This window comes from Vasconcelosia minhoensis LEGE 07310, assembly GCF_015207255.1.
GTDB classification, from domain to species: Bacteria; Cyanobacteriota; Cyanobacteriia; order Phormidesmidales; family Phormidesmidaceae; genus Vasconcelosia; species Vasconcelosia minhoensis.
This window is the reverse complement of sequence record NZ_JADEXG010000091.1, coordinates 1-13147: the sequence shown is the minus strand read 5'-3', so window position 1 is coordinate 13147 and position 13147 is coordinate 1. Positions and strand designations below refer to the sequence as shown.

Below are 13147 nucleotides of genomic sequence, written 5' to 3'. Positions count from 1 at the left end.
GGGCACGATTTTCCCGACGTATTTGAATGGATGCTAGCGCAGGTAGGTGATCTACCTATGCCTCGGCGGTCTTCTAAACCACAACAGCCGAAACCCTTATACGCAGACACTTTCCCGGCTTAAGTTGGTACCCGTTCGCAGCACCAAAGCAGTCTTTAAGGAGGATGATTTATTATACGGAAAACTCCGCCCGTATCTGAACAAAGTTTATCTTGCTGAATTGGACGGTATATGCTCAACCGACATCTTGGTCTTTCCTAAAGCCGAGAATCTTTCGTATCGCTATTTATCATATCGTTTTCTGTCAGAGGATTTTGTTCGATATGCAAATGCAAACTCAACTGGTGTACAGCATCCAAGGATCAAGTTCGAGTCTATTGCAAAATTCCCAATCCCCCTACCCCCCTCAACGAGCAGCGCCGCATCGTCAGCAAAATTGAAGAACTCACCGCCCAACACCAAGCGAGCCCGCGAGGCACTGGCAGACGTGCCGAGCCTAATCGACCAGTTCCGGCAGTCCGTCCTTGCCGCCGCCTTCAGAGGTGACCTAACCGCAGAATGGCGCGAACAGAATCCTGATGTAGAATCCGCGTCAGAGCTATTAGAACGTATTCGAACACAAACCAACTACGTTTCAGGTCAAGAAACTCCTTGTAAAGCCTCCGGTAAACGACTCCCAGCAAAATGGGTTTGGGTAAGAGTAGATAACGTGGGCAAGGTTTCTTTAGGTCGGCAACGCTCGCCTAAGAATCACCATGGGCCGAATATGCGTCCCTACATTCGTGCTGCTAACATTACATGGCAAGGATGGAATCTCTCCGACGTTAAGGAAATGAATTTCGATGAACGCGACTTTCAGACATTCAAATTGAAGCCTGGAGATGTTCTTATTAACGAAGGCTCTGGCAGTGCGGATGAAGTGGGTAAACCAGCAATTTGGGATGGAGAGATTCCAGATTGTTGCTTTCAGAATACTTTAGTCTCTGTTCGTCCATTCGAGAAAATGTCTAAATATCTTTACTTCGTGTTTCTTCATGCGGCTCTATCAAAAGCTTTTGTTGAGGAAACTCGTGGGGTAAATATTCATCACATTGGCAAACAAGGATTGGCCCAGTTCCTTATTCCTCTTCCTCCGATTGCGGAACAAATAGAAATAGTGGATTTTTTAGAGGAGCATTTTAAGGCTCTCAAGTTGGTCGAAGAACAGTATAAGTCTTCTCAAGAGTTGTCAGAAGCCCTTAACCAATCCATCCTCGCCAAAGCCTTCCGAGGCGAACTCGTCCCGCAAGACCCCAATGATGAGCCCGCCGCAGTCTTTCTAGAGCGCATCCGTGCCGAACGCGAGCAGCTTGGGAAAACTAAAAGCAAAAGATGTTCTTCCCGCAAGTAGGCCAAAACTCAGTCCATGTTCGCCACCCAGCTACCCGGCCCAAAATTTGTCCAGCTTTTTAGTCCCGTCATCGAAGCCCTCAAGATCCTCGGCGGCTCGGCTCGTCCTGCTGAAGTCCGCGAGCAGATTGCCGAAGCACAGCAGATTCCCGAAGAAGAGCGAGCTGTCCTCCTCGAAGGTGGGGGCAACCGCTTCGATAACCTAGTGGCCTGGGCTAGATTCTACCTGGTAAAAGCAGGCTACATCGACTCTTCACGCCGTGGCGTCTGGGCACTCACTGAAAAAGGGCGCGCGATTCCAAGTTTTAACCATGACGAAGCGCTGGAGCTGTTCAAAGCGGTTCACTCTGAGTTTTCTACCGGCCAAAAAGCTAAAGACCTGGAATCAGAGGACGAAGCAGCAGCCTCTCCACCCGACGAGACGAGCGCTGCCGCCACCGACTATCAGACAGACCTACTCGAAACGCTCTTGGCACTCCCACCCGAAGGCTTTGAGCGATTCTGTCAGCGATTGCTCCGAGAGTCAGGATTTCAGGAAGTCACCGTGACCGGTCGCTCTGGGGATGGCGGTATCGATGGGATTGGTATCCTCCAGGTCAATCCGCTGGTTAGCTTCAAAGTCCTCTTTCAGTGCAAACGCTACAAAGGCTCCGTCAACCCGTCTCAGGTCCGCGACTTCCGAGGCGCCATGATGGGCCGCGCTGATAAAGGCATCATCATCACCACCGGCACCTTCACCACAGAGGCCAAACGGGAAGCCGTCCGCGATGGCGTTCCTCCCATTGAGCTTGTTAACGGCGAAAAGCTGATTGCAATGCTTGAATCCCTAGAGCTAGGACTCGTCCCAGTGCAGACCTACAAAGTAGACGATTCGTTCTTTGACGTATACCGCTAAGCGCCATCCAGGATAGCAGTCGAGATCGAAGTAAGCCCTGTTTTGGGTGGAGCAGTCTCGGTTGGGAATAGGCGCGATCGCGGCCTGATACCTAAGCGCTATAATCATGTGGAGGAGCATTCTCTAACTTCATTGTGATGATACCCGCACTATCCAAGCTCAACTAGCCTTACAAGAGGGAGATCAGCGTGAGCAGAGCCATCATTGATCAAATCGTTGAGCAATTAAAAGTCATGCCGCAGCCCATGCAGCAGCAGGTATTGCAATTTGCTCGTGAGTTAGGTCAATCCAAAATTCAGGGCATTCCGGGTAAAGACCTGCTCAAATTTGCCGGTACTCTCCCTCCAGATGATCTGGCATTGATGAAAGCAGCCATTGAGCAAGATTGGTAGCTATAGGAGAACTGTTCTATGGCGCAAGAAAATCAGGAAGCGTACAGCGCGAATTGAAGAATTCATCTCCGATAACAGGGTTGTCAACTGTGATACTGATACTGCCCGACAATACGGCGAGGTAAAAAATCGGCTGAGAGCCAAGGGTCGCCCATTACCCGAAAATGACATTTGGATAGCTGCCCTAGCTTTGCAGTATGGTACAACTTTAGTAACGCGAGATGCTCACTTTCAGCAGGTCGCAGGTTTACGAACCGTGCCTTGGTAACAGCTATCGGTCTATTGGCATTTAAAGTGCGACGCGCCCTGAAACCCAAGCGCGATCGCAGTGAATAGGCAATCTAATATGCTGATATGGCTTCAGGCAGTTGAATGAAAAAGGTATATTTAGATACCAGTACCTACAATCGTCCATTTGACGATCAGACCCAGCCTAAAATTTTTCTAGAGACACAGGCTGTCATTATCATTTTGCAGATGATCGAGTCCAGGCTAGTTAGCTTGATTAGTTCCTCAGTGCTAGAGTATGAAAATTCTCGTAATCCCGCTCTCAACCAGCGTGAAGCCATGAGTCGCTACCTTCAGATGGCTGAATTATGGCAAATAGTCGATGGTGCAATTCAACCCAGGGCCGAGCAGTTAGAATATAATGGCCTCAAGGCAGTCGATGCATTACACATTGCCTGTGCAGAAGCAGCGAGTAGCGACTATTTTATCACCTGTGACAAGCGGCTGATTAATCGATGTTCAGAATTATCGCTAAAAGTGTTAAACCCAGTCGATTTTGTATTAGAGATAGACAGTGATGATTCAAGTGAACAGTGAACAACAAGTCTTGCGAGAAGGATTTCAAATCCTGCTGGAAAATATGGAGCCTTCCAAGGTCGCTCGATTTTGGGCAGCCTGTAACCTGGGTCACGGTGATTATTTAAAGTTTAAGGAAGAGCTATTCGAAGAGGAAACAGTAGATAGCTTATCCGCTAAGATCCTGGAGTTTCAGAAGTCGCATCCCAAGACCTAGCCCTGCGCTTTTGCCACGGCTGATATCGACCAGAAAAATTTTGATTTTGGGTGAGTAGCAGTAGGAGATTGGCGATCGCGGTCTAAAGCCTGAGCGAGATCGCAGACCAGCAGTTCTATAGCTATAAATCGATACGGTTGAGATAATAGTCGAAGTAAGGGAGAGCATGAAAAGCCGCTACCGCATCTGCAACTGGTCAGAGTATCATGCCGCCTTGGAGGCCCGAGGGAGCCTGACCGTTTGGATAGATGAAGGGGTGCTGAGCGCCTGGAAGAACAAGCAAAAGACTGGCAAGCGAGGCGCGTCGAATACCTACAGTGACCTAGCGACAGAGACCTTGCTGACGCTGAAGACAGTGTATCGCTTGAAGCTGCGCCAGACAATCGGGTTTGCTCGCTCTTTATTCGAGCTGATGTCAGTCGAGCTAGACCTGCCGCACTACAGCACGCTCTCACGCCGAGCCAAGGGTCTGAACATAGACTTGTCAGTGCAGCCTGCGAAAGGAGCCCGCCATGTCGTGGTCGATAGTACTGGGGTAAAAGTCTATGGCGAAGGCGAATGGAAAGCCCGTCAGCATGGCGTGAGCAAGCGCCGCAGAACGGGGGAAACGCCGAACCAGTGCTAGAGCAATCAACTCAGCTAAAACATAGCTATGAGTTAATAACCTGCTCTTCGCGTCGTCGAGTAGCCGAATAGCCTCCTGATGCCTTGGCTCAATGTAATAGAGATAGCACAATAAGCCCGATGTATCTAAAAGCATCAGCTGTCATAGGCCTCAATATTCGTCTGCATAGGCCCTTGCCAGATCAGCATCGATGCCTTCGTTATCGATATCTGCCGCGCATCCAGGCCCAAACGCCCCGGCAAAGCTTCTAAACCTCTGCCGAGCTTCCTCTAGCTGCTCTGGAGAGCGGGAGTCTCCCTTCAAGGCGTCATTCTGGCCTAATGCCGCAATAACCCATTCCGTCGGAGTTAGCCCTGCCGCCGCTGCCTTTCGCTGCAAGTCTGCATAGACCTCATCGCTTAGCGTTAGCTGTTGGCTCATCAGACTCAGGGATAGCTACGGAGCTCATTATAGCTTTGCATTTGGGGTAGCGTGAGGCGCGATCGCGCTTCGAGCCCGCTTCCATCTCAGACCTACCGCGCTCAGTCCCAGGGTTAGCAGACCCGCAGCTGTACCCGGCTCAGGCACGGGAGGGATGACGCTACCCTCGATGCTGGTTAATAGCGTAATCTCATCTCCTAAAATCCGCTGCTCGGTGCGCAGCAGGTTGTAGCTGCTGTCGAGGATGGGGAAGTTTTGGACTGGGGTAAGCGTAATCCGGGCAAAGGCATCGCGACTATCTTCCAACCGCTCGACGTTGATTTCTAAATGGCCGTAATGCTTGCCGCCCTCAATCAATTGCAATACGCCATCGACCTCCTGCCAAAATTCAGGCTCGCTCTGATCGGCAGTCCACTGGCTGAAGGGATTGTAGTTCAGCAAGTTGCCGTCATCGTCTCGCCGCTCACCCCTGAGCCCGTCTCCGGCCACACCAACATCGTAATATTGGACGCCGATGCCGTCGCCATTCTGATCGACGAAGCTGCGCTCGAACATTTCGCTGTGGCCCGAGAATACGGCAGCGACGCCATACTCCTCAAACAGCGGATGGTACTGGCGCAGGGGAGTGCCGCCCTGACCGGAGGAGTCCTCATGGTTCATCGGCAGGCCGTGGGTGCCGTCGGAGTAGGGGACGTGATGGAACTGGACAAAAACGATCTGCCCTTGAGCTCGGGCATCGCGGAGCTGTTCAATCGCCCAGTTCCACTGGGGGCTGCCCGGGTTGAAGTCGGCCAGGTCGGTGCCGCCTTCGGCCTCGTATTGCTCTCGGGTAAAGTTTTCCTGAGTGTCTGTACCTGGCCCAGTGTATTGCCGACCGCTGATTTGGGGGGGCTGCCCTTCACCGCCGTAATTGCTCCGGCTGTCGTCGGGTTCGCCGTTGGAGCTGTCGAGGGTGATGATAGTGAGCGGGCCGTAGTCGGTGCGATAGTAGTTGTCCTGATGCTCAGGGGTACCGTTTTCTGGACCGTCGAAGTAGACGTGATATTTAGACCGGCCAAATAGGGGACCAAACCGGCCTGCTTCATCGTTGCCGTAGCCGCCGTTCAGAGCGCCAAAGTTCTCCCAGTTGCCCAGGGCTGGCAGCAGCGGATATTCCGACAGGCCGCTATCCAGGTCTCCGGCATTGTGGCGGAAAAACTCATCCCAGCCGGGCTGGTAGCCGCCGCCCTGTACCAGGTCGCCGGGCATCATCAGAAAGTCTGGGTCACGCTCGTTGACGACTGCCAAATTGCGGCGATAGCCTTCGGCTTCGGTTTGGGAATAGAGCAGGCGGCTGCCGTTGGTGCCAAAGGTTTTGGCCCAGAGGCTGTCTACCGGGTCGGGCCGCTCTAGCGAGCCGGGAGCTAGCGCGCCCGGCTGCCAGTCGCGGCGGTTTACGCGTCCTCTGGGTTCAGTTTCGCTATCGGACAGGGCAATGAAGCGAATATTTTTCCAGCTATCGGCGGTGGGGGCAGTTTTGAAGCTGGCGTTGAAGCGGCTGTTGCCCGCGCTGACGGAATATTGATAGGTGCTGTCGGGCAGCAATCCGCGCACGTCGGCGGTGTGCTTATAGCTGCGATCGCTCTTCAACCAAGACCCCGGCTCCAGACCCTCAATTTCCTGAGCTTTCTCAGCGGCGGTGTAGTCTAGCAATGGTTCATAGCTGGGAATGCTTTCAATCCGCAATGGGCTAGTGAGCCCTGGCCCAGTTAGCTCAAGCGTAGCGCTGTCGTCGTCGCTGGTGAACCAGGTAAAAGCCATGCCATCGGCAGACGGATTTTGCAGATAGGGGTTGACGCGAAAGGTCGCGGCCTGCGCTGGCAGAGCCGTCATAATGCCCAGGCTAAAAGCCGTCGCCGCGCTGATATTCCAAAGGGCTTGGTGGTGCATATTCCGAGGGATAAATGAGCTGACCCCGCGAGAATATCCTAGACAGCTTAACGCTGGTTTAAGTTTGGGCTATTTCAGGTTTAACAGCGGACTAAGCCAGCCCCCTATGTCCCATTACTATTTGTAGAAATCCCTGAAGTGATGGAGAAGCCTGATTATGCTGCCAGGCCATAGCCAGCTGTAGTTCTGGAGCCTCATCTGCGAGGGGACAGAAGGCCACACCCGCCAGAACAGAAGATTGAAGGCTTTCAGGCACGAACGCGATGCCCATGCCATTTGACGTTTGTTAGTTCGGTGCAGCAGTTCGAGCCCCAGTTCGTCTTCCAACTTGCGTATCTGCCGACTCAGGACGGGCTGACTGATGCCTGTTGGCTGTTCTAGTTTGAAATTCTTCGAGCCGGTGAAGCACCGCGTTTACAATATCCGCTCTGCCGCCTTTGAAGCCCAATGCTGCTAAATGGTGACCAATAGACAATGATTGAAAATGCGCTGCCTGTGAAGCTAGCAGCTGCTGCAAAGCGCTAACTGTTGTTTGAGCCAGCGAGCTTTCAAAATCAACGATCGCGGTTAGTCCAAACAGCCTTGAGTTGTGAATCAGGCAGTATGTCTGCTGCTTTGAGGGCTGGACCCGAAGCACCTTGGAAAACAGGTTGCGTAGACTGCGGATAGGGATGGCCTCATCTAAATCGGATACGACCGGATCTAGTAAAATGGATGGCTGATTGAGCAGAGAGACGTTCTTTAAGTCTTCTTCGCTGAGTAAGTTCGCTAGCCGCTCAGCCTGAAGCTTTCCCATACAGTCATTCAAGCCAGTCCGAAAGCTTTGTTTCTCAATATCTGTCAAGAGCTCTAGCAGCGCAATATACTTACAGCCCAAGCTATGACCCAGCCAGAGATAGTTGAAAGCTGTTGAATTTGGATCTGACTCATACAGGCTATAGTCGTAGCTCATTTGCCTGGCTGACTCTAGCAGTTCCTGGCGGATCTTTGCCTTGTCGCATGCCATTCCTATGGCCACAGACCAATGCCTGAAGGAGAATCGAAAGGGAAAGGCAACCAGCGTAAAGCCCTGGTCAAAAAGAGACTGCAGAAGATGGCGATAAAAAAAGGTCGGAAAATTTCCAAAAAAAGCGCCACCAATGAAGAAGATAACCCCCTTCGGCTGAGGATGAATTGCTGCCCAGCTCGCAGTGAGCGCTCTGAAGCGCAGCAAATCTGGTCTATGTGATTCCAATCCCTGTAAAGACATCGTTCGCTACGGTAATGTTCTTGTATTGAAGCCGGGGGCAGATTTTGTTGACCTGCCCCCGGTTGGCAATCTTCTGCTGATCCGTATCTCGCAGAATTAGGAAACCGGCTGCTCTGCTTCTTGCGGCAGGCGCTGATTGATGTCGTCAATCTGGTCGGCCATGGCGCTCAGTAGCTGTTGAATCCCGACTAGTTGAGGATCGCCAGCCGGGATTGAGCTGGCACCGTTGCTATTTGTGCCATTATCGATGACCGGGAAGTCAGGGATAGGCTGTAGATCGGGAATAGCCACTGGCGGGTTGGGAAACGGTATGGGGAAAGGAGGCACTGTATCAACGTTGATTAGGCTGCCGCCTGACATCGTTGGCAGGGAGCTAATAAGCTGATCAAATTCTCCAGAACCACCCGGATTCGGTAAAAAGGTGCCACGGTGTTCGGGCGTTGCTAATAGTTGGAATCCTCTACCTCTAAACGGGAAGGGGAAGAAACCAACGACAAATATTTCGACATATCCGCGAATTTCTACCCGGTCAGCTACATTGGTCGGATCTAAGTTTCGGATGTCAGGCTGCAAAATCACTAGGCCCGTATCGCCCGCTGCCAGGCGAAAGTCGTAGGTGTTTTGCGCGGTAAGATTGGCAAAGTCATTGCTCCCTCCCGTATCTCTAATCACTAAAAGCTTAGACCGATCGATGTTTGGCGACTGAGCATTAAAGCGGAGTCGAAGCCGTAGAGAATTGTTGGTGGGGTTGGCAATGTTTAAAAAATATCCTTGCAGAATACCCCGATCGGAACCACTCACAGTGCCTGGCGTCGGCGTGATCGGCTTGAGCAGAAGTTCGAATGTTGAAAGTAACATACTTAAAGACTCACTAGTAATGGATGCTTCAGTAACAGCTTCAGCCTATACACCATCTCGGTAGCGTTGGCATGAGAACTGCTGATAAATCTATTGAAAGCGATATCTTGACGAATCAGCAGTACCCACATGGGTACCTTTCGCGATCGCGGTCTGAAACCGAATCGCGATCGCGCCTTCCAAGGCTAGAAACTGATTGCAGCAGGCGGGTTTTACCCGCCTGCTCAAAATGCCGATCGGTCGTCAAAGTCTTAGTCAGGCCACGCTGCTGCATCAGAACAAAGCTGACTGCATCGCATAGGGAATAGGTTTTATCTTGCCGAGCAATCAAAAGCTGCATTGCTTCTCGGTGTAGCTGCTCACTAACCCAAACGGTCACAGTACTGGAGCTATCGAGCCAATCCAGGATAAAAGTTAGCACTGCCGAACGAGGAAAACGGCGCGTTTGAGCTAAGGCAACCAGCTCAGCCAAAACATAGCTATGCGTTAGTAATCTGCCGCTCGCACTATTCAGGATTTGTACAGCCTGCCGATGTTGCACCTCGTCACGATGGATATAGCACAGTAACCCTTGACGTGTCTAAAAACACAAACAATTCTTGCCCCTAGTAATCGTCCGCATAGGCCCTGGCAAGGTCAGCATCAATCCCTTCGTTATCTAATCCCGTCGCATACCCAAGGCTGATTGCCCCGGCGTGCTGCTTAAACCTGTCTTGGGCCGCTTCTGCTAAGGGCGAAACGTCTTTGACAGCACTGCCCTCCTCAGAAGGCAGCTTAACTGAGTCTCTCATAACGGCTTTACTGAGAGCTGTCGCCTTTTGCAGAAGCCCTTCCTGATAGATTTGCATTAAAGCCTGCAGCTCTAACCGCTCATCTTCGGCCAGGCAGCCCGCCTGCTGTCGAGCGAGTAATTCACTCAGTCGAGCATCCTGATCGGGTTCCACCTGTAGCTCTGCCAACGCGAGCAGCTTCACGTCAGAGAGCGCAGAGACCGACTCAAGGTTGATAATATCCGCTCTGACGGGCGGAATAGAGCGCTGAATCATATCTGCCAGAATGCTAGCAATATCCCGATTTGATAGCCGCGCAAATTGTTCGGCTCGCTGATAAACCTCATCTGATAGCGTAATTGTAATTTGGATGCTCATTGCGTTACTAGCGGCTCGTTAGCAGCAGTCCAATTATAGTCAACTTGCGCTCCACATCCTGCCAGAAGCTATGAATTTTCTAGCGCGATCGCGGTCCGGAACCTGAGCGCGATCGCGCCTCTCAGATCTCTTCAGCGAGTAAAAAACTAGCTGCGTCTGACACAAACAACGCTTGGAGCCTACTCCCCAAACAGGTCAACTATCCTACTTGCGAGCGTCGCTGATTGCCTTGTTTGTCATTGCTCCGCCCACTATGGCTGAAGCAATTAGCCCTATTCCCGAGATGACTTCGGCATCCTCGTCGGTCTCAGCAAAAGCACTAAGAAAACCGCCACAAGCTCCAATAATCATAGCAATGAGAAGTGGCTTCCATATTTTGCATTTAAACGCGCTAATGACAGGCCCAAATGGACAAATGGTCCAAAACAGCCAGTGAGCCCAGATTCTGCATTGAGCTAGATTTTCCTTTTGGAGCTGCTGACTTGCAGCTTCTAGACCCTGATATTCCTGAGATTCGCCAGATTGCGATTGCATAAACCTACCTGAGTAATGTTTTCTATCTTCAAGGCTTGTATGCCCACCGAAAACTTTTGAATAACTCTACTCACAACAGAAATAGAAAGCTTTACAGCGATGTTGCTTTCACATAGAACAAAATTTGGTACAACCGCCGGAAAGATTTTTGTCTGCATGTTTAGACGGCTTCAGGCTGAAATCAGAATCGATAAAGCCATGCCTAAAGATTTTAAGTTGAGTCTTCTTACTGAGACTTTACTGAAGATTTAAATGCGTTCGTAACTGCTACACATTGCTCAAAGTCATATTCAGTAAGAATTATCTTTTCAAATAAATGTTTAACCACTGCACCATTTCCCAGAGCCCGTGACCGACTGCTTCGCGGGAGCGGTAGGCGTGGCCTTCGTAGGGCAAGCTGACCCAGCGCACTGTGCCGCCCAGGCCCTTGAGCGCTTCGTAGAGGCGTTCGCTCTGCATCGGATAGGTGCCGGGGTTGTTGTCATCGGCTCCGTGGATTAGCAGCAGCGGCTGTTTAATTTGGGCGGCGGCCATAAACGGCGACAGGCGAATGTAGGTGTCTGGAGCGTCCCAGAAAGTACGCTGTTCGCCTTGGAAGCCGAAGGGGGTAAGGCTCCGGTTGTACGCTCCGCTGCGGGCGATGCCAGTGCAGAAGAGCGGGCTGTGGGCGAGCAGATTGGCCGTGGTAAAGGCGCCGTAGGAATGGCCGCCGATGGCAACGCGATCGCGCTTCCCCACCCCCCGCTGCACTAAATAATCCACCGCCGCCTCAGCTCCGGCTACCAGCTGTTCCAGGTAGGTATCGTTGGGCTCCTCATCGGCCTCACCGACAATTGGCAGCGTTGGCCCGGCCAAAATCGCGTATCCCTGAGTCAGCAGAAATAGGATAGAAGAGCCTCTAGGACGACTAAAGGTGTACTCCGAGCGAGTCACCTGACTGGCAGTGTCCCGGCTCTTGTGCTCCTCCGGGTAGACCCAGAGCAGCACCGGCAGCGGCCCGTCACGGTCGGCCTGGTAGCCCGGCGGCAGATAGAGCGTTGCAGACAGGTCCAGGCCGTCGGCGCGGCGATAGCGGACCAGCGCTTTGCGCACATCGCGGTACCAGGGCAGCGGATCGGCAAACTGGGTGAGGGGCGTCGCTGTATCGGTCTGGCGGTTGTAAAGGCTGAAGTTACCAGGGGAAGTCTGTGACTCACTGCGGATAATCAGCTCCGTTGCCTGGGGATCAAGCACTCGCCGCACTCGGCTGAAGGTTCGCTCGGGCGACTGCCAGAGCCGTTCGGTCTGGCCGCTGCTGAGGTCGAGCCGGTCGAGAAAAGGATAGACGCCCCGGGGGGAAGCGCCGCGTCCATTTAAGTAAATGCGGTCGGCATCGGGTATGAGCAGCGTTGCCCAGCCGTAGGGGCCAGGTGCGGTAACCGGGTCGCCGGGGTGGCTGTAGGCGTCCTGGAAGTTGCGATCGCCAATCAGTACCGGTTCACTATCGGGCTGGTCGGGCCGCAGTCGCCACATCTGGAGCTGGCGGGTGTTGTACCAGGCAGAATACGCGATCGCGGTTTCCCCATTTCCCCATAGCAGGCCGCGAAACCGCAGCGTCGAGCGCCACAGCTGTCGCGGTTCATCCTGGAAGGGTGCCGCCAGGGTGTACACCGCATCGCGCCAAGGGACCTTTTTGTTAGCATCGCCACCGTCTAAAGCCTCCACCCAGAAAAGCGTCGCGGCCCGATCGGCTCGCCAGCTCACCAGCCGCTGCCCAGCCCGCACCGCGTCGAAGTTAACCGGAATTTCTTCGGCCAGAGGTAGGTCAGCCACGGTATGGACGACCTCGCCCTGCAGGTTCAGCACCTCAAAGCGGGTGGCAAACCGCGACAGCGGCACCTGGTAGGAAAAGGGCCGATGCAGCGTCGCTACCAGCAGCCACTGACCGTCGGGCGAAGGCAGCACGGTTCTGAACAGCTGCGTTTGGGTAAAGGGCTGCCGATCGCTATCCAGTCCGTCCTTGGGATGAATCTTCACCAGCTGAGCACTCAGGTAATGCTCAAAAAGCGCCTCGTCGTAGGGATTTTGCAGCAGGTTGGTGTAGGTGCGGGTGGGAGCGGTGCGGCCCAGGTTTTCTTCCACTAGGGGACCTAAGGGCAGCGGCGGCGGCGCGGGGGGCGGGGTGGACTGGGGCCGTTGCTTATACACCAAACTATCGTCCGGCAGCCAGAGGTAGGGCGTGCCGTAAACGGCGTTGAGCACAGGGCCGGTAAGCGGTTGGGCCTTGGCCTGCTCAACGTCGAGCAGCCACAGCTCGACGCCCTCTGCCTGGGTCAGGGTAAAGGCCAGATAGCGACCGCTAAAGGACCAGTGCAGATGGCGCAAACGCGGCGCGGGCGGCAGCACAATTGGGATCGCGGGCGAGTCGTCCAGCCGATGCAGCGAAATCGCCTGGAAGAAGTTTGCCTTAGCCGGTTCCCAGGTTTTGGGGTTGATCTGGAGGCCCGCGATCGCAATCTTCGGCTGGGCCAGGCTAGCAATCGGCGGTAGCACAGACGGCTCCAGTGCTACGAAATAGCGGCTGCGGGGCGAGAACATCACCGTCGGCAGACGCCTAGTGTTGAGCATGGAGGCGATCGGCTCAGGGGGGGTTTGCCAGGTGGCCTGAGCGTTTGCGGTCATATGGGTGGATGGGTAGGGGGTGGATG

General features: G+C 53.3%; 13 protein-coding genes and 3 pseudogenes. 7 read left to right on the top strand and 9 right to left on the bottom strand.

What is annotated here, in order from left to right; all coding sequences use genetic code 11:
- Window positions 1-124 precede the first annotated feature (124 nt).
- From IQ241_RS23470 to IQ241_RS23440, 7 genes and pseudogenes are all read left to right on the top strand, one after another.
- Window positions 125-1390, top strand: a complete 1266-nt coding sequence (locus tag IQ241_RS23470) for a restriction endonuclease subunit S (RefSeq protein ID WP_193911932.1) — start codon at window positions 125-127, stop codon at window positions 1388-1390.
- A 15-nt stretch (window positions 1391-1405) separates the two neighbouring features.
- Window positions 1406-2284 carry a restriction endonuclease gene (locus tag IQ241_RS23465; RefSeq protein ID WP_193911930.1) on the top strand — a complete coding sequence of 293 codons (879 nt, stop codon included), beginning with the start codon at window positions 1406-1408 and terminating at the stop codon, window positions 2282-2284.
- A 188-nt stretch (window positions 2285-2472) separates the two neighbouring features.
- The gene (locus IQ241_RS23460; RefSeq protein WP_193911928.1) at window positions 2473-2676 is read left to right on the top strand and encodes a hypothetical protein; all 204 of its coding nucleotides are present in this window, start codon (window positions 2473-2475) and stop codon (window positions 2674-2676) included.
- Window positions 2660-2944, top strand: coding sequence for a PIN domain-containing protein (locus IQ241_RS26825; RefSeq protein ID WP_193911926.1), 285 nt, complete (start codon window positions 2660-2662; stop codon window positions 2942-2944). Before IQ241_RS23460 ends, IQ241_RS26825 begins: the two co-directional genes overlap by 17 nt.
- 104 nt (window positions 2945-3048) lie before the next feature.
- Window positions 3049-3501 carry a PIN domain-containing protein gene (locus tag IQ241_RS23450; RefSeq protein WP_193911924.1) on the top strand — a complete coding sequence of 151 codons (453 nt, stop codon included), beginning with the start codon at window positions 3049-3051 and terminating at the stop codon, window positions 3499-3501.
- Window positions 3482-3697, top strand: a complete 216-nt coding sequence (locus tag IQ241_RS23445) for a hypothetical protein (RefSeq protein WP_193911922.1) — start codon at window positions 3482-3484, stop codon at window positions 3695-3697. Before IQ241_RS23450 ends, IQ241_RS23445 begins: the two co-directional genes overlap by 20 nt.
- A 166-nt stretch (window positions 3698-3863) precedes the next feature.
- Window positions 3864-4292 (top strand): annotated as a pseudogene (locus IQ241_RS23440) (IS5 family transposase); the annotation flags it as partial.
- 180 nt (window positions 4293-4472) lie between these two features.
- Here IQ241_RS23440 and IQ241_RS23435 read toward each other — a convergent pair.
- The 9 genes and pseudogenes from IQ241_RS23435 to IQ241_RS23395 form a co-directional block, all read right to left on the bottom strand.
- On the bottom strand, window positions 4473-4742 hold the full coding sequence (locus IQ241_RS23435; RefSeq protein ID WP_193911918.1) for a hypothetical protein: 270 nt from the start codon (window positions 4740-4742) through the stop codon (window positions 4473-4475).
- Window positions 4743-4769: 27 nt separating this feature from the next.
- Entirely contained in the window at window positions 4770-6614 is a 1845-nt protein-coding gene (locus IQ241_RS23430) for a metallophosphoesterase (RefSeq protein ID WP_390622490.1), read from the bottom strand.
- 148 nt (window positions 6615-6762) lie between these two features.
- Window positions 6763-6942 (bottom strand): hypothetical protein, encoded by a 180-nt coding sequence (locus tag IQ241_RS26820; protein WP_228022032.1) that lies wholly within the window; start codon window positions 6940-6942, stop codon window positions 6763-6765.
- A gap of 615 nt (window positions 6943-7557) precedes the next feature.
- Window positions 7558-7920, bottom strand: a pseudogene (locus IQ241_RS26815) (DUF1350 family protein); the annotation flags it as partial.
- 96 nt (window positions 7921-8016) lie between these two features.
- Complete coding sequence (locus tag IQ241_RS23415; protein WP_228022031.1) at window positions 8017-8721, bottom strand: hypothetical protein; 705 nt, start codon at window positions 8719-8721, stop codon at window positions 8017-8019.
- 172 nt (window positions 8722-8893) lie between these two features.
- Window positions 8894-9368: pseudogene (locus tag IQ241_RS23410) on the bottom strand (type II toxin-antitoxin system VapC family toxin).
- Window positions 9369-9383: 15 nt separating this feature from the next.
- A complete protein-coding gene (locus tag IQ241_RS23405; protein ID WP_228022030.1) occupies window positions 9384-9926 on the bottom strand; it encodes a hypothetical protein in 543 nt (180 codons plus the stop codon).
- Window positions 9927-10130: 204 nt separating this feature from the next.
- Window positions 10131-10460, bottom strand: coding sequence for a hypothetical protein (locus IQ241_RS23400; RefSeq protein WP_193911910.1), 330 nt, complete (start codon window positions 10458-10460; stop codon window positions 10131-10133).
- A gap of 300 nt (window positions 10461-10760) precedes the next feature.
- The gene (locus IQ241_RS23395; protein ID WP_193911908.1) at window positions 10761-13121 is read right to left on the bottom strand and encodes an alpha/beta hydrolase family protein; all 2361 of its coding nucleotides are present in this window, start codon (window positions 13119-13121) and stop codon (window positions 10761-10763) included.
- Window positions 13122-13147 lie beyond the last annotated feature (26 nt).

Bases quoted from the DNA above. Each gene is read 5' to 3' on its own strand.
- IQ241_RS23465 (WP_193911930.1), top strand. From the start codon at position 1,406: ATGTTCGCCACCCAGCTACCCGGCCCAAAATTTGTCCAGCTTTTTAGT.
- IQ241_RS23450 (WP_193911924.1), top strand. From the start codon at position 3,049: ATGAAAAAGGTATATTTAGATACCAGTACCTACAATCGTCCATTTGAC.
- IQ241_RS23445 (WP_193911922.1), top strand. From the start codon at position 3,482: ATGATTCAAGTGAACAGTGAACAACAAGTCTTGCGAGAAGGATTTCAA.
- IQ241_RS23435 (WP_193911918.1), bottom strand. From the start codon at position 4,742: ATGAGCCAACAGCTAACGCTAAGCGATGAGGTCTATGCAGACTTGCAG.
- IQ241_RS23430 (WP_390622490.1), bottom strand. From the start codon at position 6,614: ATGACGGCTCTGCCAGCGCAGGCCGCGACCTTTCGCGTCAACCCCTAT.
- IQ241_RS26820 (WP_228022032.1), bottom strand. From the start codon at position 6,942: ATGGGCATCGCGTTCGTGCCTGAAAGCCTTCAATCTTCTGTTCTGGCG.
- IQ241_RS23405 (WP_228022030.1), bottom strand. From the start codon at position 9,926: ATGAGCATCCAAATTACAATTACGCTATCAGATGAGGTTTATCAGCGA.
- IQ241_RS23400 (WP_193911910.1), bottom strand. From the start codon at position 10,460: ATGCAATCGCAATCTGGCGAATCTCAGGAATATCAGGGTCTAGAAGCT.
- IQ241_RS23395 (WP_193911908.1), bottom strand. From the start codon at position 13,121: ATGACCGCAAACGCTCAGGCCACCTGGCAAACCCCCCCTGAGCCGATC.